Origin of the sequence: Photorhabdus viridis (genome assembly GCF_040256935.1) — a bacterium.
GTDB classification, from domain to species: Bacteria; Pseudomonadota; Gammaproteobacteria; order Enterobacterales; family Enterobacteriaceae; genus Photorhabdus; species Photorhabdus viridis.
Genome location: NZ_JBEJZY010000002.1, coordinates 1 through 18326, shown reverse-complemented (window position 1 = coordinate 18326; position 18326 = coordinate 1). Strand labels below are relative to the sequence as shown.

Sequence of the window (18326 nt, the reverse complement as noted above, 5' to 3'; positions counted from 1 at the left end):
CATGTTTAATGCCTTATTATCGGAACTGTGCCGACGCCTTGGGCAGACCGAAGAATCTCTGCATTCGGAAGGGCTCGATCTACCTCTCGGCCCTTTTAGTTTGCATATCCGCCAACGCGATGAGTTGGTAACTTTGTTTATTCCACTAGGTGATGTCGAACCTTGTTCGTTGGCTACACTGGCCGATTGGCCATCATTGCAACTGAGCCGTAGTGGTGAGGGAGAGACTCTGCTCTGGAGCCGTGAATGGTTGGAGAGGCTAGATGCTGAGCTGTTGACCAACTTGGTCGAGCGGATGTTACAGCAAGCTAGGGACCTTACGGCTACGGCACCTATCACTGAAAGCCAAGAATGGCCGCCGTTAAGTATTCAAGGGAGTTCGTGGCATAAAGTCTAGGCGAAAAACCTTAAGAAGCTTTAAGAGATTAATCAGGTGTATTATTGCAAGCCACGAGCGATATTATTTTGTGCATTCGTTGATTAATGACTTTATTACTGGGTACAGGCATTTCTACAGAGGGAGCCTAACGGAAATAATTTGTGAAAAATTCACAGAAGTAAACTTTTAAGTTAATTTAATATAATTACTTAATTACGAGGCTAAACCATCGGCGTCGATATCTGTGCGTAAAAATGAACAAGGGCGGTTTCCCGCCCTTTACAGACTCTTAAGTGGGTTTCAGCAGTAGATCAAAGAATGCTAATCTGCGCTGACATGGTATTTCGAGGCCAATTAGCGGAAGTATTTTGGTAGCTGAATATACCGTTCTGGTAGCCATCGAGGCTGTATTCCTTAAGGAAGCCAACCACAATTTGGCCTCCAGCACATGGCCAATTGTAGTACCCGTTTGTAATGCAAACTGGTGTAGAAGAGTACAACGAGTATGGCAGTATACTGCCGTTCATCCAAGCAAAGGAGTTATAGCCGTAGCCAACTTCCAGAACGGCGGCGCGGAGCTGCTGTCCTCCGTGATTGCAGTTTGTCACCGGCAAGTTGGAAGTGTATTCCCATCCGCAAGTCGTCGAGCCAACGGCATAGACCCACATATTGGTTAGTGGAGGTGCGGAGATGTAAGCTATCTCAGACTTAGTATCGAGTTCTTTCTCGTCGGCACGGATGGGGTTCTCAGGGTTAGGCAGCAGCTGGGATTGCGCTGTCAGGGCATTTTTAGCAGCAGGAGCTTCCTGTGGTTGCTCTGTTTGGGCATAGGCATTAACGCCAAACAGGGCAGCAAGTGATAACAAAATGGCAAGTTTATTTTTCTTCATGATTGAACCTTCTTATAAATGGAAAGGCACAATTCTAGGGAAGTGAGCAAAAATCACATTATCAAATTTTATTTATGTAATGAGTGGAATTTAGGCTATTCTTGTCGTGTCTTTGCTTAACGGAACAGGGGTAGGGTAAATTATTAAGGAATTGCTCTTCAAGCAGGTTTCATCTGGCGAGAAATGACTTCTTTTTCGTTTGCATCCAAAATATTTAGCTGAGTTTAGCAAACGGCTATCACGGCAAATGTGGCAAAACCGTGATACCATTGAGCACATCTTGTCCAGGGTTATATGGAGATGAAAGATACCCGTACTGTGCTCAATAATATCACTGCCGTCGCGCGGAGATTGCTTCCTACTTGACAGCGATTAACCTGTATTTCGCATTCCTGCCGCTACACCCGCTATTGTGACCATCAGCGCCTGTTCAAGCTGTGGATCAGGGTGTTGCTGCTGACGGGAACGTAGTAGAAGTTCTGCCTGCAAAACGTTTAATGGATCGGTATAAACATTACGCAGGGCGATTGATTCTGCAATCCACGGTAAATCTGCCATCAGATGTTCATCTTTGGAAATGGTTAATACTGTTTTAATATCCGCTGAAAGTTGCTCACGCAGCTTCTGACCTAATGACCACAAACGCTTATCCACCAAGCGGTGATCATAATATTCCGCCAGCCATAGGTCCGCTTTAGCGAAAACCATTTCCAGCATCCCAATGCGGGTTGTAAAGAAAGGCCAATCGCGGCACATTTCTGCCAGTACATCCTGTTTACCATTATTCACGACTGTTTGTAGTGCAGCACCTGCGCCTAACCAAGCCGGCAACATCAGGCGGTTCTGTGTCCAGGCAAAAATCCACGGGATAGCTCGTAAACTTTCCACACCCCCTGTCGGGCGGCGTTTGGCTGGGCGAGAACCCAAAGGGAGTTTAGCTAATTCCAGTTCTGGCGTTGCAGCACGGAAATAAGGCACAAAATCAGGTTGTTCACGCACATAATCACGATACATCCGACAAGAAACATCAGACAAGGTATCCATTATCTGATGCCATTCCGGCTTAGGTTCCGGTGGTGGTAGCAAGTTGGCTTCCAGAATTGCGCTGGCATACAACGCTAAGCTACTGATAGTGACCTGTGGCAGACCGAATTTGAAGCGAATCATTTCACCCTGCTCAGTGACACGTAGCCCACCTTTCAGGCTTCCCGGTGGCTGGGAAAGCAGCGCTGCATGTGCTGGTGCGCCGCCACGGCCAATGGTACCGCCGCGACCGTGGAACAAGGTCAGCGTGACGCCTTCTTTTTCACAGGCTTTGATCAATGCATCTTGTGCGCGGTATTGCGCCCATCCTGCTGCCATCACCCCGGCATCTTTTGCCGAGTCAGAGTAGCCAATCATCACCATCTGTTTGTCCTGAATCAGAGAGCGATACCATTGAATATTCATCAATTGTTGAATGACATTTTCGGCGTTGTTCAGGTCATCAAGGGTTTCGAACAGCGGGGCAACTGGTAAGGTGAACGGACAACCGGCTTCTTTCAGCAGCAGGTGAACCGCTAATACATCAGAAGGTACTTTAGCCATTGAGATAACGTAAGCAGCGATGGCGTCTTGAGGTGATTCTGCAATCACTTTACAGGTTTCGAAGACTTCTTGAGTTTCAGCGCTTGGTTGCCAGTTATGTGGGATCAGTGGGCGTTTGGAATTCAGTTCATGCAGCAGGAAAGCCTGTTTCTCTTCTTCGGACCAGTTTTCGTAGTCGCCTAATTCCAGGTATTGCGTCAATTCAGACATGGCGGCTGTATGGCGGCTGCTTTCCTGACGGACATCGATACGTACCAGTGATAGCCCGAAACAACGAATACGGCGCAGGATATCCAATAATTGGCCGTTGGCGATGATTTCCATGCCACAGGTTTTCAATGATTGATAACAGGCGTAAAGGGGCTGCCAGAGCTGTTCATTATCCACCAGCAGATCGGTGGGCGGCAGAACTTGTTCCCCTTTCAGCCGTTTCTCTAAATATTCCAATGTATTGCTGAGTTGTGTTCGCAGTTTTTTGGCAATTTCCCGGTAAGGTTCCAGAATTTCATCACCACCAGCCAGTTTGCGAACTTCTGGTGTGCATTCAGACATGGATAATTCAGAAACCAGAACCTGAATATCTTTTAGGAACAGATCGGCTGCTTTCCAGCGGCTAAGTAGTAATACATGGCGAGTAACTTCAGCCGTGACATTTGGGTTGCCGTCGCGGTCGCCGCCCATCCAAGAAGTAAAACGGATGGGAACTGCTTCAACCGGCAAGCTGTAATCAATAGACTCTTCCAACTGTTCATTGAATTCACGCAGGAATGCTGGTACCCCATCCCATAAGCTGTTTTCCACCATAGCGAAGCCCCATTTAGCTTCATCAATTGGAGTAGGGCGGATTTTACGGATTTCATCGGTATGCCATGACTGGGCGACTAACTGGCGCAGGCGGCGCATAATGTTATTACGCTCATAATCCGCCAGGTCATCATGATCTAATTGTGACAGGCAGGTGTTAACGGCTACCAGTTTGTGGATTAAGGTACGACGCGCGATTTCAGTTGGGTGAGCGGTGAGGACCAGTTCAATAAACAGCTCATTCACCGCTTTTTTTAGATTGTCATTACTGAAATTTTTTTCTTTTAACTGGGTGAATAACTTTGCCAAAGCAACCGGGTTGCTGGCAGCTTCACCATGTGGGGATATGCTGTGATATTGTTCCGCGACGTTTGTCAGGTTGAGAAATTGATTGAAAGCGCGGGCAACCGGCAACAATTCATCATTGGATAAGTTTTGCAATATGGACAATAGTTGCTGGCGGTGTGCTTCATTGCCGGCACGGGATGATTTGGATAATTTGCGGATAGTTTCAACTTTATCGAGAATATCTTCCCCTAAAGCTTCTTTGATCGTATCTCCCAGCAGCTTACCTAGCATGCTGACATTACTGCGCATTGCGGAATATTGTTGATTCATGTGACTCTTGGCCTTTATTGCTGGCAGAATGTTGATTCTGTTCCTGTAGAAAAATTTTATTTAAGTGGCGGGAAGTTATTTTTTGTGGCGCCACAGTGTTGAATTTACCCTAAGCCCTCATATTCATATCAGAAAATAATCAGTTTGGGCGAAATTTCTAAAATTTAATACTGGGTTGTTTTCTATAAGTTTTACTTATTATCTGCACTGTGTTTATGTGCAAAGCGACTGGGAAAGGTTTGTTTCTTGTTCTGATGCTTGAGTCCCCCCTGATTTTTGGGGGGATAAATTAAAACAATTAATTATTGCTTAGACAAAAATGATCTATTAACTGAGAGATTATCTTTCTGGTAGGTTCAATAAATGATATATCAATAAACTCATCCGGCTGATGTGCCTGTTCAATCGAACCTGGGCCAAGTACCAACGTTGGGCATAATTCCTGAATAAATGGCGCTTCAGTACAGTAATTCACGGTTTCAGCCTTGCGGCCCAAAAGTTTTTCTATTACATCAACCATCTTGTGGTCTGTTGGGCATTCATAACCGGGAATGGGTGGATGTAATTCATTGATGGTCAGACGACCAGGCCAACGTTGTTTCACTGGTTCCAGGGTCTCGTTTAACAGCCCATTCAGATCCTGTAATGTCAGCCCCGGTAATGGGCGAATATCCATATGCAATTCACAATGTGCGCAAATCCGATTTACCGCATCACCGCCATGAATATAGCCGAAGTTCATGGTCGGGTACGGAATGGCAAATGCCGGATTGTTGTAACGCTTTTTTAGCGTGTCTCGTAATTCAATTAGATGACCAATAGATTCATGCATTAAATCAATGGCATTGACACCGTGGGCTGGATCACTGGAATGCCCTGACTGGCCGACAATGCGAATAGCGTTCGATAAATGCCCTTTGTGTGCATAGATAGGCCGCAATGCCGTCGGCTCACCGATAATTGCGAAATCCGGTCGGATAGTTGTACTTGCCGCAAAATAACGGGCGCCTGCCATTGTTGTTTCTTCATCTGCGGTAGCCAGAATGTACAGCGGACGGGTTATTTTACTGACATCAATATCCCGCAAGGCATCAATGATAAAGGCGAAAAAGCCTTTCATGTCTGCCGTACCTAAACCATATAGCTTGTTATCACGTTCTGTCAGGGTGAAGGGGTCTTGAGTCCAGCGCCCTTCGTCAAAAGGAACGGTATCGGTATGCCCACATAGTAGTAGTCCACCTGAACCACTCCCCAAAGTCGCCAGTAAATTATATTTCCCGCGGACTTCGGGTACCGGTTGTATCTCAATCTCGAAACCAATTTCCTTTAACCAGCTTGCCAGCAGGTTGATTAAAGACTCATTACTTTGATCGATACTGATATCAGTGGCGCTGATTGAGGGAGTCGCGATTAACTGCCGAAATAGCTCAATAAATGGAGGTAATTTAATATTCACTGTTGACAGCCTTTATTCATGATAGTATCAATATTCATGCATTTTTTTTGAATAAAAATACATTATCCCGTTAAAATACTGAGCACAAGGTAAAGATATCCCATGTTGAATACGCTGGTTGTTGGTGCAAGTGGTTATACCGGAGCAGAACTGGCAGCATATCTGCATCGTCACCCACATATAAATCTGATTAGGCTAATGGTTTCTGCTCAAAGCGTTGATGCAGATAAATGCTTCTCAGATTTACATCTACAGTATAAAGGCATCGTTGATCTACCGCTGCAACCGTTGACTGACATTACTGATGCTGCTAAAGGGATTGATGTGGTTTTCCTTGCCACCGCCCATGAGGTCAGTCATGACATTGCGCCGGTATTTCTGGCAGCAGGTTGCGTTGTGTTCGATCTGTCCGGTGCCTATCGCGTACAAAATGCTCAGATTTATCAACAATACTACGGATTCAAACATAAGCATACTCAATGGTTAACACAAGCTGTATATGGACTTGCCGAATGGCAGACTGAAGAAATTAAACAGGCCCAGTTGGTTGCTGTCCCGGGATGTTATCCAACGGTTTCTCAACTCGCGCTAAAGCCGCTACTGGAAAAGGGTTTGTTGGATACCGGTCACTGGCCGGTGATTAATGCGACCAGCGGCGTGAGTGGTGCAGGTCGGAAGGCCAGTATGACCAACAGTTTCTGCGAAGTTAGCCTGCAACCTTATGGGATATTTACTCATCGTCACCTACCAGAGATTGAGGAACATCTGGGGACCAGGGTGATTTTTACTCCGCATCTTGGTAATTTTGCGCGGGGTATTCTTGCCACGATTACCTGTAAATTGAAGTTGGGTGTTACCGCAGAACAGATAAGTGAAGTTTATCAACAGGCATATAAAGATAAGCCTCTGGTGCGTCTCTACAGCAAAGGGGTGCCAGCTCTGAAATCGGTTGTTGGATTACCATTTTGTGATATTGGTTTTGTTGTACAGGGTGATCACCTGATTATTGTGGGTACTGAGGATAATCTTTTGAAAGGCGCGGCAGCTCAGGCAGTTCAGTGTATGAATATTCGTTTTGGGTTTGAAGAAACCCAGGCATTACTTTAATTATTGGCGTGAGGGAGTAAATCAGATGGAACCTTTAGTCATAAAGTTAGGTGGAGTGTTACTGGACAATGAAGAAGCACTGGAACGCTTGTTTACTGCATTACAGGAATATCGGCAAACACATAAACGCCAGTTGGTGATTGTTCATGGTGGTGGTTGTCTGGTAGATGAATTGATGCAGAAGCTGCAACTGCCGGTAGTGAAGGAGCAAGGATTACGGGTAACACCCGTTGAGCAGATAGGGATTATCACCGGCGCATTGGCAGGTATCGCTAATAAAACTTTGTTGTCGTGGGCGACTAAGTATCAGCTTGCATCAGTTGGATTATATTTAGGAGATGGTAATGTGGTCACGGTTTCCCAATTGAGTGAAGAGTTGGGGCATGTGGGGAAAGCGATACCGGGTGATACTAAGTTGCTAAGAATTTTACTGGATGCTGGTTATATACCCATTATTAGCTCGATTGGTGTAACTGATAAAGGGGAGCTGATGAATGTGAATGCTGATCAAGCGGCAACGGCGATAGCTCAAACTTTGGGGGCTGATCTGGTATTGCTCTCTGATGTTAGCGGTATTTTGGATGGTAAAGGGCAGAAGATCCCTGATATGACCGCTCAGAAAGCTGAACAACTTATTGTGCAGGGCATCATTACTGACGGCATGATCGTGAAGGTGAATGCAGCTTTGGATGCAGCTAAAACATTAGGCCGCCCGATAGATATCGCCAGTTGGCGTCATGCGGATCAACTGACCGCCCTATTTAACGGTGTTCCCATCGGTACTCGTATTCTGGCTTAAATCAAGTTTGATTAATTTTCGGCAATGAACAACAACGGAATTTCAAAGGGTAACTTCATGCATACTAAAGATATTAAAAAAATAGTTCTCGCTTATTCTGGTGGTCTGGATACTTCTGCCATTATTCCCTGGCTGAAAGAGCATTACGACAACTGCGAAGTTGTTGCATTTGTCGCCGATGTGGGGCAAAGCCGTGAAGATCTGGAAGGAGTGGAACAAAAAGCTTTGCGTTCTGGCGCATCAGAATGTCACGTTGTGGATCTGCGTGAGGAATTCATTAAAGATTATGTTTATCCAGTACTGAAAACCGGTGCCTTGTATGAAGGCAGCTATTTGCTGGGAACTTCAATGGCGCGACCAATTATTGCTAAAGCACAGGTTGAACTGGCACTGAAAGTGGGGGCAGACGCACTTGCTCATGGCGCGACAGGTAAGGGTAACGATCAGGTTCGGTTTGAAAGTACTTATACCGCGTTAGCGCCTCATCTGAAAGTAGTGGCTCCGTGGAGAGAATGGGATTTACGTTCCCGCGAAGCGTTGTTGGATTATCTGAAAGCACGGGATATCCCAACGACGGCAACACTGGAGAAAATTTACAGTCGTGATGAGAATGCATGGCACATCTCTACAGAAGGTGGCGTGCTGGAAAACACTTGGAATGCATCCAATAAAGATTGTTGGGTGTGGACAGTGGAACCAGAAGAAGCGCCAGATGAAGCTGAACTGGTGAACATCACTATTGAGAAAGGTGAAGTTGTTGGGATTAACGGTGAGGTGATGTCGCCATATCAATGTCTTGAAGCGCTGAATGTGTTGGGGGCAAAACATGGTATTGGCCGGATTGATATCGTGGAAAACCGGCTGGTGGGAATGAAATCCCGTGGTTGTTATGAAACACCGGGAGGAACCATCATGATGGCCGCATTGCGTGGTGTCGAACAACTGGTGCTGGACCGCGATAGTTTTAAATGGCGTCAGCAACTTGGGCTGGAAATGTCCTATGTCGTTTATGACGGACGTTGGTTCGCGCCGCTGCGTCAGTCTATTCAGGCAGCCGCTGAGACGTTGGCTGCGGATGTCAGTGGTGAAGTAGTACTGAAACTCTATAAAGGCCAAGTGACGGCTATCCAGAAGAGATCGGCAAACAGCCTTTATTCTGAAGCGTTTGCAACGTTTGGTGAAGATGAGGTTTATGATCACAGTCATGCAGAAGGGTTTATTCGTCTGTATTCTCTCTCTTCACGTATTCGGGCATTAAATAGTAAAGAGTAATTTCATCGTTCGTGGCAACGGAGGTAATGGCTAGATCGTGAATCCGTCTCCCGGATTGACTTTTCTGGTCCATTATCTCCACTTAACTGCATGCAGTTATGGCTTACAAAAGGCAATCACTCAGACATCAGATAATCAGGAATGAAAATATGGCACTTTGGGGTGGGCGTTTCAGTCAGCAGGCAGATCAACGGTTTAAACAATTTAATGATTCACTTCGCTTTGATTACCGACTAGCGGAGCAGGACATTATAGGTTCGGTTGCATGGTCGAAAGCGTTGGTGGCTGTTGGTGTGCTGACGGCAGAGGAGCAACAAAAGCTGGAGATGGCATTAAATGAATTGCTGAGTGAGGTTCAAGCTAGTCCACAAGCCATCTTGCAAAGTGATGCGGAAGATATTCATAGTTGGGTGGAAGGGCAGTTGATCAGCAAAGTCGGTGATCTGGGTAAGAAACTTCATACTGGTCGTAGCCGTAATGATCAGGTGGCAACAGACCTCAAACTTTGGTGTAAAGAACATATTACCTATATTCATCAGGCAATTGTGGCATTACAGCAGGCATTGGTTGTTACCGCAGAGAATAATCAGGATGCGATTATGCCGGGTTATACCCATCTGCAAAGAGCACAGCCTGTCACATTTGCTCATTGGTGTCTGGCTTATGTAGAAATGTTGGCTCGTGATGAAAGCCGGTTACAGGATACGTTGAGACGGCTGGATACCAGCCCGCTTGGATGCGGAGCATTGGCCGGAACCGCTTATGATATTGACCGCGAACAGTTGGCGTCATGGCTGGGGTTCGCTTCTGCGACTTGTAACAGTCTGGATAGCGTTTCAGATCGTGACCATGTGCTGGAATTGCTATCTGATGCCAGCATCAGCATGATCCACCTTTCTCGTTTTGCTGAAGACCTGATTTTCTTTAACAGTGGTGAAGCGGGTTTTGTTGAACTGTCAGATCGAGTGACTTCTGGTTCTTCCCTGATGCCACAGAAAAAAAACCCGGATGCGCTGGAGCTAATCCGTGGGAAATGTGGTCGGGTGCAGGGTTCATTGATCGGTATGATGATGGCCCTGAAAGGCCTGCCGCTGGCCTATAATAAAGATATGCAGGAGGATAAAGAAGGGTTGTTTGATGCGCTGGACACTTGGCTCGATTGCTTGCATATGGCAGCGTTGGTACTGGATGGTATTCAAGTCAGGCGTTCACGTTGTGAAGAAGCGGCTAAACAGGGTTATGCCAACGCAACGGAATTGGCTGATTATCTGGTCGCAAAAGGCGTTCCATTCCGTGAGGCTCACCATATTGTCGGGGAAACCGTGATTATGGCGCTTGCTCAAGGTAAGGCGCTGGAAGAGATGTTATTGGAGGAGTTGCAGAAATTTAGCAGCACAATTACAGAAGATGTATATGATATTTTGTCTCTGCAATCTTGTCTGGATAAGCGTCTTGCAAAAGGTGGTGTATCGCGGAAACAGGTCATGAAAGCGATTACAGATGCTAAACAGAGACTAAAGCTTAAGTAAGTTATCGTTAGGGGGTATTAATATCCCCTATAAAATAAATGAGATCTTTACATATAAGTTTTTAAGGATTATCTGATAGTCTTCTCCTCACATTGATATAATTATCTATTGGTAGTTTCTATCATTTATATTCAATATGTTGAGGTGGGAATGAATATCCGCGATCTGGAATATCTTGTGGCTCTTGCGGAGCATCGGCACTTTCGCCATGCTGCTGATTCATGCCACGTCAGCCAGCCTACGTTAAGCGGGCAAATTCGTAAGCTTGAGGATGATCTGGGTGTCATGCTGTTAGAACGCACCAGTCGTAAGGTTTTGTTCACGCAACAGGGGATGTTATTAGTGGAACAGGCCAGAACGGTTCTCCGTGAGGTTAGGATCCTACAGGAAATGGCATCACTTCAGGGGGAAAATATGTCTGGCCCTCTGCATATTGGTTTGATCCCAACAATTGGCCCATATTTGTTGCCTCATATTATTCCTGAACTTCATAGTTTGTTTCCTAAGTTGGAAATGTATCTGCATGAAGCTCAGACGCAAAGTTTGTTATCCCAGTTGGATAGTGGCAAATTGGATTGTGCGATTCTGGCGATGATTAAGGAGACAGAAGCTTTCATCGAAGTGCCGTTATTTGAAGAATCAATGAAACTGGCAATCTATGATGACCATCCCTGGGCAGATAGAGAAAAAATTGCGATGGATGAATTGGCAGGTGAGAAGTTGCTGATGCTGGAGGATGGTCATTGCTTACGTGATCAAGCCATGGGTTTCTGTTTTCAAGCTGGAGCGAAGGAAGATACACATTTCCGTGCAACCAGTTTGGAAACTCTGCGTAATATGGTTGCTGCCGGTAATGGAATCACTTTATTGCCTGATCTGGCCGTTCCGCAGGAGAGAAAACGTGATGGTGTCTGTTATCTGAGGTGTGGCAACCCTGAACCTAAGCGGTCTGTTATTTTGATTTATCGGCCTGGTTCACCTCTGCGTAGTCGCTACGAGCAACTGGCAGAGGTTATCAGCGCTAAAATGGGGCGCTATTACGGGCAATCAAAATAGTCGGTTCAGGCCATTCAGGGCCGCGACACGATAGGCTTCAGCCATAGTTGGATAGTTGAAGGTAGTATTGACGAAATATTCGATAGTATTACTTTCACCTTTTTGTTCCATAATCGCCTGGCCGATATGAATGATTTCAGCGGCACGCTCCCCGAAACAGTGAATACCAAGAATCTCTTTGGTTTCTCTGTGGAACAGTATTTTCAAGCTTCCGACATTCATCCCGGCAATTTGTGCGCGTGCAAGATGTTTAAACTGCGCGCGCCCAACTTCATAAGGCACTTTCATTGCTGTTAATTGTTGTTCGGTTTTACCCACAGAGCTTATTTCAGGAATGGTATAGATACCCGTTGGAATATCTTCAATCAGATGAACTTCGGCGCTTCCTTTAGTCATTGATTGCGCGGCAATTCGGCCCTGATCATAAGCAGCGGATGCCAGGCTTGGATAACCGATAACATCTCCTACAGCGTAGATATTTTCGTTGCTGGTTTGATAGATCTTATTGACTTTCAGTAACCCGCGGCCATCGGCTTCCAGACCAATGTTTTTCAGGCCAAGAGTATCGGTATTGCCTGTTCGGCCGTTAGCATAAAGCAGACAGTCGGCTTTGACTTTTTTACCGGATTTGAGGTGAACGATAACACCATCATCAACACCTTCAATTTTAGAATATTCTTCATTGTGGCGGATCACGACACCACTATTCCAAAAATGGTAGGAAAGGGCATCTGACATCTCTTGATCAAGGAAAGCCAGTAAGTGGTTACGGGTATTGATCAAATCAACTTTTACGCCTAATCCGCGGAAAATTGACGCATATTCACAACCAATCACCCCAGCGCCATAAATAATCACATGCCGTGGTTCGTGATCCAGTTTCAGAATGGAATCGCTGTTATAAATACGGGAATGGGTGAAATCAACATCCGGCGGACAATATGGACGGGAGCCGGTCGCGATAATAATTTTATCTGCACTTAAGATATCGTAGTTATCATCGGCATAGCGCACACTCACCCGGTGGTCATCAATAAATGTTGCTTCCCCGGAAAACATACGGCACCCATTGCGCTCATAAAATCCCTGGCGCATTTTAGTTTGCTGATTAATGACGATTTCAGCGCGACGTAAGATTTCAGCAAATGAAGAGCGAAGGATACGGGAATTATCACTGTACAGCGGGTTTTGGTTAAATTCGATAATACGGCTGACGGCGTGGCGGAGGGCTTTGGACGGGATAGTACCCCAGTGAGTACAACCACCGCCGACGTTGTTATAGCGTTCGATAACGGCAACGCTTTTACCCTGTTTCACCAATCCCATTGCTGCTCCTTCTCCACCGGGGCCGGAGCCAATGACAATGGCGTCAAAATGAATATGTTGCATAGAGGAAAGACCTGTTTTTACACAAAATTACAACGCCATATTAACATTGGTTGAGTTAATAGCCCAATCGTCATAAGGATTTTATGTCACAGTTTAAATGATGAAACAAATCCGTATCAGTGACATGATAAGAGCATGATTATAAAATTTGGTATATTTCTTCACTATATTCAGGCAGAGATATCAGGATTCGTGTGAGTAACATTACTGGCGTCAGAGCGAAACAGAAAGAAAGAACCCGCCGCTCACTGGTTGAGGCGGCATTCAGTCAACTGAGTGCTGAACGGAGTTTTACCAGCCTTAGCTTGCGTGAGGTGGCTCGTGAAGCAGGTATTGCGCCAACTTCATTTTATCGCCATTTCCGTGATGTTGATGAATTAGGGTTGACTATGGTGGATGAGAGTGGCTTGATGCTACGTCAGTTAATGAGACAAGCCCGGCAACGTATTGCTAAAGGTGGCAGTGTCATCCGTACATCTGTTTCAACTTTTATGGAATTTATTGGTAATAATCCAAATGCATTCCGCTTATTATTACGTGAACGCTCAGGTACCTCTGCTGAATTCCGTGCCGCTGTCGCACGGGAAATCCAACATTTTATTGCTGAGTTGGCAGACTATTTAGAGCAGGAAAGCCGTATGCCGAGACATTTTACTGAAGTACAGGCAGAGGCAATGGTAACAATAGTATTCAGTGCAGGTGCAGAAGCATTGGATATTGATTTGGAGAAAAGACAGCGTTTGGAAGAACGTTTAGTCTTACAACTACGGATGATTGCTAAAGGTGCATATTATTGGTATCGCAGAGAAATAAATCCACCGGACCCTAAACTTAAATAACTATGAAGAAGGAGAACGAAATGATGGAACAATACCGCCAGGACAAAAGTACATTGTTACTCGCTTTTATTGTCGGATTAGCAACTAATGGAACGTTTTCAGCAGTTTTTAGCTCAGTTGTTTCTTTTTCAGTTTTCCCATTGATAACACTGGTGCTATCAATTTATTGTCTCCACCAGCGCTATTTGAATCACTCAATGCCTGATGGGGTGCCTAAGCTGGTTGTCGCTTGCTTCCTCTTGGGATTATTTAGTTATAGTGCGATTATCAGGGTGGAATATCCCGAAATGGGTTCTAATTTCCTCCCCGCGGTAATAGGGACTGTATTGGTGTTCTGGATTTACAGAAAAATAAAAGTCCGTAAAAACCAGGCCATTGCAGAAAACAGCCATTAATTGATGAAAAACGCCGGAGAGATAACTATCTGCGGCGTTTTTATTTTGTATGTTGGTTAAGATCAGTTTAATTTTTCCAGAAGTACGCCGCATTCCATATGGTGTGTATAAGGGAATTGATCAAACAGAGCCAGACGGCTGATTTTATGCGTTTGGGTTAATGTTTCCAGATTATGGCAAAGGGTTTCCGGGTTGCAGGAAATATAAAGAACCCGGGGATATGCCTGGACCATTTCAACCGTTTTTTCATCAAGGCCGCTACGTGGTGGATCGACAAAAATAGTTTCACATTGATAGCTTTTCAAATCTATTCCCTGAAGGCGATTGAATTCGCGTTCGCCATTCATTGCTTGAGTAAATTCTTCCGCCGACATTCGGATAATTTGCACATTATTAATATTATTGGCGGCGATATTGTATTGAGCAGCAGCAACGGATGGCTTGGCAATTTCTGTCGCCAATACTCTTTCAAAATTTTGAGCTAACGCCAGAGAGAAGTTGCCATTACCGCAATAAAGTTCAAGTAAATCGCCTTGTGAACCTTTGGTAATATCAATCGCCCATTCTAGCATGTGAATATTGACGCTGGCATTTGGTTGGGTGAAACTGTTTTCTACCTGACGATAGATCATATTCCGACCTGCAATAGGTAGAACCTCATCAATGTAATCATGGTTCAATACGATTTTGGTTTTAGCTGCCCTGCCGATTAGCTCAACGTCAAACCCTTTATTTCTTAACTCTTCACGTAGCTTTAGTGCCTGTTGTGTCCATTCATCACCTAGCTTTTTGTGATAAAGCAGAGAAACAAGGATTTTATTATTGCTAGTGGACAGATAATCAATCTGAAATAGCTTATGGCGCAGGATCTGTTCGGATTTAATGGCGTCAATTAACACTGCCATCATGTTGTTGATTAATTTACTGGCGGCAGGAAATTGTACAATGTGAATACGCTGTTTTGTCTGTTGATCAAACATAATATGGTACAAATCATCCTGCTCATGCCAGATTCGGAATTCTGCCCGCATTCTGTAATGAGATACCGGTGAGCGGAAAACCTCTGGCTCCGGAGTTTGGAAAGGCGCCATCATGTTTTTTAAACGGCTTATCTTCTCTGCAAGTTGTTGCTCATAGCTTTCCGTTGGCAGGAGATTTTGCATTATGTTTGTTCTCTTATATCTGTAGTAAGAAAAATTTTCGTGCGAAATTGTAGGGAAAGAGCAAAGGATGTCCAGTTTTCTTATTACTCCATTCACAATCCTGTCTATGATTATATTCTAAACAGGTTTGATCCTTCATCGTAGCATGGAGGTTGGGCCTTCTAACAATCATTGTTGGGGGTTTTCTCTATATGATAAATAAAAACCGGTTTTTGTTATCCTCAATTTCAGTTGCAGTGATCTCTGGTTGGAATCCTGTTGCTGTTGCGGAAGAACAGCAGGATTCATTGGTTGTTACGGCCAGTCGGTTTAAACAGCCTGTTTCAAGCATACTGGCTCCTCATGCCGTTGTAACCCGAGATGAAATTGAGCGTTGGCAGTCAAATAGCGTAGCCGATATTTTACGCCGCTTGCCTGGTGTTGATATTGCGCTGCATGGTGGCATTGGACAGTTAAGTTCTCTGTTTATCCGTGGTACTAACTCTAGTCATATATTAGTGCTGGTGGATGGAATACGTCTAAATCAAGCTGGTATCAGTGGCTCCTCTGATTTAAGCCAAATACCTGTATCATTGATTCAGAAAATTGAATATATCCGTGGGCCACGTTCTGCGGTTTATGGTTCTGATGCGATTGGCGGCGTTATCAATATCATAACGAACAGAGAGAAACCGGGAACCAGTCTAAATGTAGGTATTGGCTCACACGGTTACCAGATTTATGATGGCGCAACCCAGCAAAGATTAGCTGAAAACACCTCACTGATAGCAGCAGCTAGCTATACCTATACTAAAGGATTTGATGTAGTTGCTGCGGGTAATACCGGTAGTTTCAGGCAGCCTGACCGTGATGGTTTTATGAGTAAAATGCTCTGGTTGGGAGTTGATCAAAAATTTAATGAGCAATTCAGCGGATTTGCCCGTGCTTATGGCTATGACAATAGAACATCTTATGATGCGGATATTAACTGGAGTTATCCATATGCCAGGCCAGATACTCGTGAACTTTATAGCCGTCACTATGATGTAGGGATCCAATTTAACCAAGGGATTTACTCGTCTCAATTAATTGCAAGTTATAGTCATATAAAAGACTACAACTTTGATCCTAAGTATGGGCGTTATGACAAATCCGCGACTCTTGGTGATTCTGAACAATATAACTTGCAATGGGGAAATACTTTTCAGTTATATCAGGGAATGATGAGTGCTGGTGTTGACTTCCAAAAACAGTCAATTGACGCTGGAACACGTTATATTCCAACGGGTGAAACAGTACGTAATACAGGGATATATCTGACAGCACAGCAGCAATTAAATGATTTTATCCTGGAAGGCGCGATTCGGTCGGATAAACATTCAGAAGCTGGCTGGAATACTACATGGCAAACCAGTGTAGGCTGGGAGTTTATTGAAGGTTATCGTTTGATTGCTTCTTATGGTACGGCGTTTAAAGCGCCGACTCTTAGCCAGATGTATGGTTCTTGGGGAGGTAATCGAGATTTGAAACCTGAAGAAAGTAAACAATGGGAAGGGGGTTTAGAAGGCGTAACAGGTTTGTTGAATTGGCGTCTTTCTGTATATCGTAATGACATTGAACAATTGATCGATTATACAAATAGTCGCTATTACAATATTGGCAAAGCAAAAATTAAAGGCGTTGAATGGACTGGTTCAATAGATACTGGAATATTTCAGCATTTATTGACATTGCAATATATCGATCCACGTAATGGTGAAACTAATGAGATTTTAACTCGCCGTGCGAAGCAGCAAGTGAAATATCAACTTGACTGGCAGCTATATGATTTTGATTGGGGATTAACCTATCAATATCTTGGGCGGCGTTATGATAAAGATTACAGTACATATCCTGCTCGAGAAGTAAAATTAGGCGGAGTTAGCTTTTGGGATTTAACTGTTTCATATCCGGTCACTGCTCATCTGACAATTCGTGGTAGAATAGCCAACCTGCTTGATAAAGATTACGAGACAGTTTATGGCTATCGCACTCCAGGACGTGAATACTACCTCACTGGGAGCTATAACTTCTGATTTGAATAAACCTGTCCGCCCGACAGTTTTAGTTTTTGATTCGGGTGTTGGTGGTTTATCCGTTTACCAAGAGATCCGGCAATTATTGCCGGATCTCCACTATATATACGTATTTGATAATGAAGCATTCCCTTATGGTGAAAAATCGGAAGAATTTATTATTAGACGAGTCGTTAAAATTGTTGATGCTGTTCAGCAAAAACATTCTCTGGCAATAGTCGTTATTGCATGTAACACCGCAAGTACCGTCAGTTTGCCAGCTTTGCGCGAACGGTTCTATTTCCCGGTGGTTGGTGTGGTTCCAGCGATAAAACCCGCAGCGAAGTTAACTCGTAATGGTATTGTTGGGCTACTGGCGACGAGAGCAACAGTGAACCGATCCTATACAAAAGAACTTATCGGAAGATTTGCGATAGATTGCAGAATTGAATCTATAGGTTCTGCTGAGTTGGTAGAATTAGCCGAAGCTAAACTGCATGGTGATAAGGTATCTTCCGACGCTTTAAAAAAGATACTGAAACCTTGGCTCAGAATGAAAGAACCACCTGATACAGTGGTATTGGGTTGTACTCATTTTCCACTATTGGCAGAAGAATTAGTCCAGGTACTGCCTGATGGTACACGCTTAGTTGATTCCGGTGCCGCTATTGCCCGAAGGACAGCTTGGTTGGTTAAACATCAGGAGAATCTTATTTGTACTTCAGCAGATAGCCTTGCTTATTGTATAAAAATGAATGCTGATACTGATGAATTAATCCCTGTTTTGCAGGAATATGGATTCTCAAAACTGGAAAAATTAATAACTTAAGTTAAATTTGGCGTAATAAGCAGCAGTCGTTAACTTTTTTCAAAATAATTATTGCCAGCGGCGAAGAACACCCTATAATGCGCCACCACTGACCGACACAACGCTGACAAAGCGTGTGAGGCCAGGCAGAGCAAAGCAAATAAGCGCTTGACTCTGCGGGCGAAAAGCGTAGTATACGCAG

General features: G+C 44.5%; 15 protein-coding genes. 10 read left to right on the top strand and 5 right to left on the bottom strand.

What is annotated here, in order from left to right; all coding sequences use genetic code 11:
• Position 1: 1 nt before the first annotated feature.
• On the top strand, positions 2–397 hold the full coding sequence (locus ABR397_RS00985; RefSeq protein WP_350304080.1) for a type III secretion system chaperone: 396 nt from the start codon (positions 2–4) through the stop codon (positions 395–397).
• A 293-nt stretch (positions 398–690) separates the two neighbouring features.
• Here ABR397_RS00985 and ABR397_RS00980 read toward each other — a convergent pair whose 3' ends face one another.
• The 3 genes from ABR397_RS00980 to argE form a co-directional block, all read right to left on the bottom strand.
• On the bottom strand, positions 691–1269 hold the full coding sequence (locus tag ABR397_RS00980; RefSeq protein WP_350304079.1) for a YolA family protein: 579 nt from the start codon (positions 1267–1269) through the stop codon (positions 691–693).
• A gap of 372 nt (positions 1270–1641) precedes the next feature.
• Complete coding sequence (gene ppc, locus ABR397_RS00975) at positions 1642–4278, bottom strand: phosphoenolpyruvate carboxylase (RefSeq protein WP_350304078.1); 2637 nt, start codon at positions 4276–4278, stop codon at positions 1642–1644.
• Positions 4279–4576: 298 nt separating this feature from the next.
• Entirely contained in the window at positions 4577–5734 is a 1158-nt protein-coding gene (gene argE / locus ABR397_RS00970) for an acetylornithine deacetylase (RefSeq protein WP_350304077.1), read from the bottom strand.
• A 102-nt stretch (positions 5735–5836) separates the two neighbouring features.
• On the opposite strand from argE, the gene argC reads away from it, so the two are divergent.
• The 5 genes from argC to oxyR all read left to right on the top strand — a co-directional run bounded on the left by argC (position 5837) and on the right by oxyR (position 11497).
• The gene (gene argC, locus ABR397_RS00965; protein WP_350304076.1) at positions 5837–6841 is read left to right on the top strand and encodes an N-acetyl-gamma-glutamyl-phosphate reductase; all 1005 of its coding nucleotides are present in this window, start codon (positions 5837–5839) and stop codon (positions 6839–6841) included.
• A 25-nt stretch (positions 6842–6866) separates the two neighbouring features.
• Entirely contained in the window at positions 6867–7640 is a 774-nt protein-coding gene (gene argB, locus ABR397_RS00960; RefSeq protein ID WP_350304075.1) for an acetylglutamate kinase, read from the top strand.
• 57 nt (positions 7641–7697) lie between these two features.
• Positions 7698–8912 (top strand): argininosuccinate synthase, encoded by a 1215-nt coding sequence (locus ABR397_RS00955; protein WP_350304074.1) that lies wholly within the window; start codon positions 7698–7700, stop codon positions 8910–8912.
• 149 nt (positions 8913–9061) lie between these two features.
• Positions 9062–10441 carry an argininosuccinate lyase gene (argH, locus tag ABR397_RS00950; protein WP_350304073.1) on the top strand — a complete coding sequence of 460 codons (1380 nt, stop codon included), beginning with the start codon at positions 9062–9064 and terminating at the stop codon, positions 10439–10441.
• A gap of 150 nt (positions 10442–10591) precedes the next feature.
• Positions 10592–11497 (top strand): DNA-binding transcriptional regulator OxyR, encoded by a 906-nt coding sequence (oxyR, locus tag ABR397_RS00945; RefSeq protein ID WP_350304072.1) that lies wholly within the window; start codon positions 10592–10594, stop codon positions 11495–11497.
• Here the strand turns inward: oxyR and sthA are convergent.
• The gene (sthA, locus tag ABR397_RS00940; protein WP_350304071.1) at positions 11489–12886 is read right to left on the bottom strand and encodes a Si-specific NAD(P)(+) transhydrogenase; all 1398 of its coding nucleotides are present in this window, start codon (positions 12884–12886) and stop codon (positions 11489–11491) included. The two genes, oxyR and sthA, sit on opposite strands and share 9 nt — an antisense overlap.
• Positions 12887–13080: 194 nt before the next feature.
• Between sthA and fabR the strand changes: the two genes are divergently transcribed.
• A complete protein-coding gene (gene fabR, locus ABR397_RS00935; protein WP_350304070.1) occupies positions 13081–13725 on the top strand; it encodes an HTH-type transcriptional repressor FabR in 645 nt (214 codons plus the stop codon).
• A gap of 23 nt (positions 13726–13748) precedes the next feature.
• The gene (locus ABR397_RS00930; RefSeq protein ID WP_350304188.1) at positions 13749–14120 is read left to right on the top strand and encodes a YijD family membrane protein; all 372 of its coding nucleotides are present in this window, start codon (positions 13749–13751) and stop codon (positions 14118–14120) included.
• A 62-nt stretch (positions 14121–14182) separates the two neighbouring features.
• Here ABR397_RS00930 and trmA read toward each other — a convergent pair whose 3' ends face one another.
• A complete protein-coding gene (gene trmA / locus ABR397_RS00925) occupies positions 14183–15286 on the bottom strand; it encodes a tRNA (uridine(54)-C5)-methyltransferase TrmA (RefSeq protein WP_350304187.1) in 1104 nt (367 codons plus the stop codon).
• A 188-nt stretch (positions 15287–15474) separates the two neighbouring features.
• On the opposite strand from trmA, the gene btuB reads away from it, so the two are divergent.
• Positions 15475–17337, top strand: coding sequence for a TonB-dependent vitamin B12 receptor BtuB (gene btuB / locus ABR397_RS00920; RefSeq protein ID WP_350304069.1), 1863 nt, complete (start codon positions 15475–15477; stop codon positions 17335–17337).
• Positions 17282–18145, top strand: a complete 864-nt coding sequence (gene murI / locus ABR397_RS00915; protein WP_350304068.1) for a glutamate racemase — start codon at positions 17282–17284, stop codon at positions 18143–18145. The genes btuB and murI overlap by 56 nt, the downstream gene beginning before the upstream one ends.
• Positions 18146–18326: the final 181 nt, after the last annotated feature.

Bases quoted from the DNA above. Each gene is read 5' to 3' on its own strand.
- ABR397_RS00985 (WP_350304080.1), top strand. From the start codon at position 2: ATGTTTAATGCCTTATTATCGGAACTGTGCCGACGCCTTGGGCAGACC.
- ABR397_RS00980 (WP_350304079.1), bottom strand. From the start codon at position 1,269: ATGAAGAAAAATAAACTTGCCATTTTGTTATCACTTGCTGCCCTGTTT.
- ppc (WP_350304078.1), bottom strand. From the start codon at position 4,278: ATGAATCAACAATATTCCGCAATGCGCAGTAATGTCAGCATGCTAGGT.
- argC (WP_350304076.1), top strand. From the start codon at position 5,837: ATGTTGAATACGCTGGTTGTTGGTGCAAGTGGTTATACCGGAGCAGAA.
- argB (WP_350304075.1), top strand. From the start codon at position 6,867: ATGGAACCTTTAGTCATAAAGTTAGGTGGAGTGTTACTGGACAATGAA.
- ABR397_RS00955 (WP_350304074.1), top strand. From the start codon at position 7,698: ATGCATACTAAAGATATTAAAAAAATAGTTCTCGCTTATTCTGGTGGT.
- argH (WP_350304073.1), top strand. From the start codon at position 9,062: ATGGCACTTTGGGGTGGGCGTTTCAGTCAGCAGGCAGATCAACGGTTT.
- oxyR (WP_350304072.1), top strand. From the start codon at position 10,592: ATGAATATCCGCGATCTGGAATATCTTGTGGCTCTTGCGGAGCATCGG.
- sthA (WP_350304071.1), bottom strand. From the start codon at position 12,886: ATGCAACATATTCATTTTGACGCCATTGTCATTGGCTCCGGCCCCGGT.
- ABR397_RS00930 (WP_350304188.1), top strand. From the start codon at position 13,749: ATGGAACAATACCGCCAGGACAAAAGTACATTGTTACTCGCTTTTATT.
- btuB (WP_350304069.1), top strand. From the start codon at position 15,475: ATGATAAATAAAAACCGGTTTTTGTTATCCTCAATTTCAGTTGCAGTG.
- murI (WP_350304068.1), top strand. From the start codon at position 17,282: ATGGCTATCGCACTCCAGGACGTGAATACTACCTCACTGGGAGCTATA.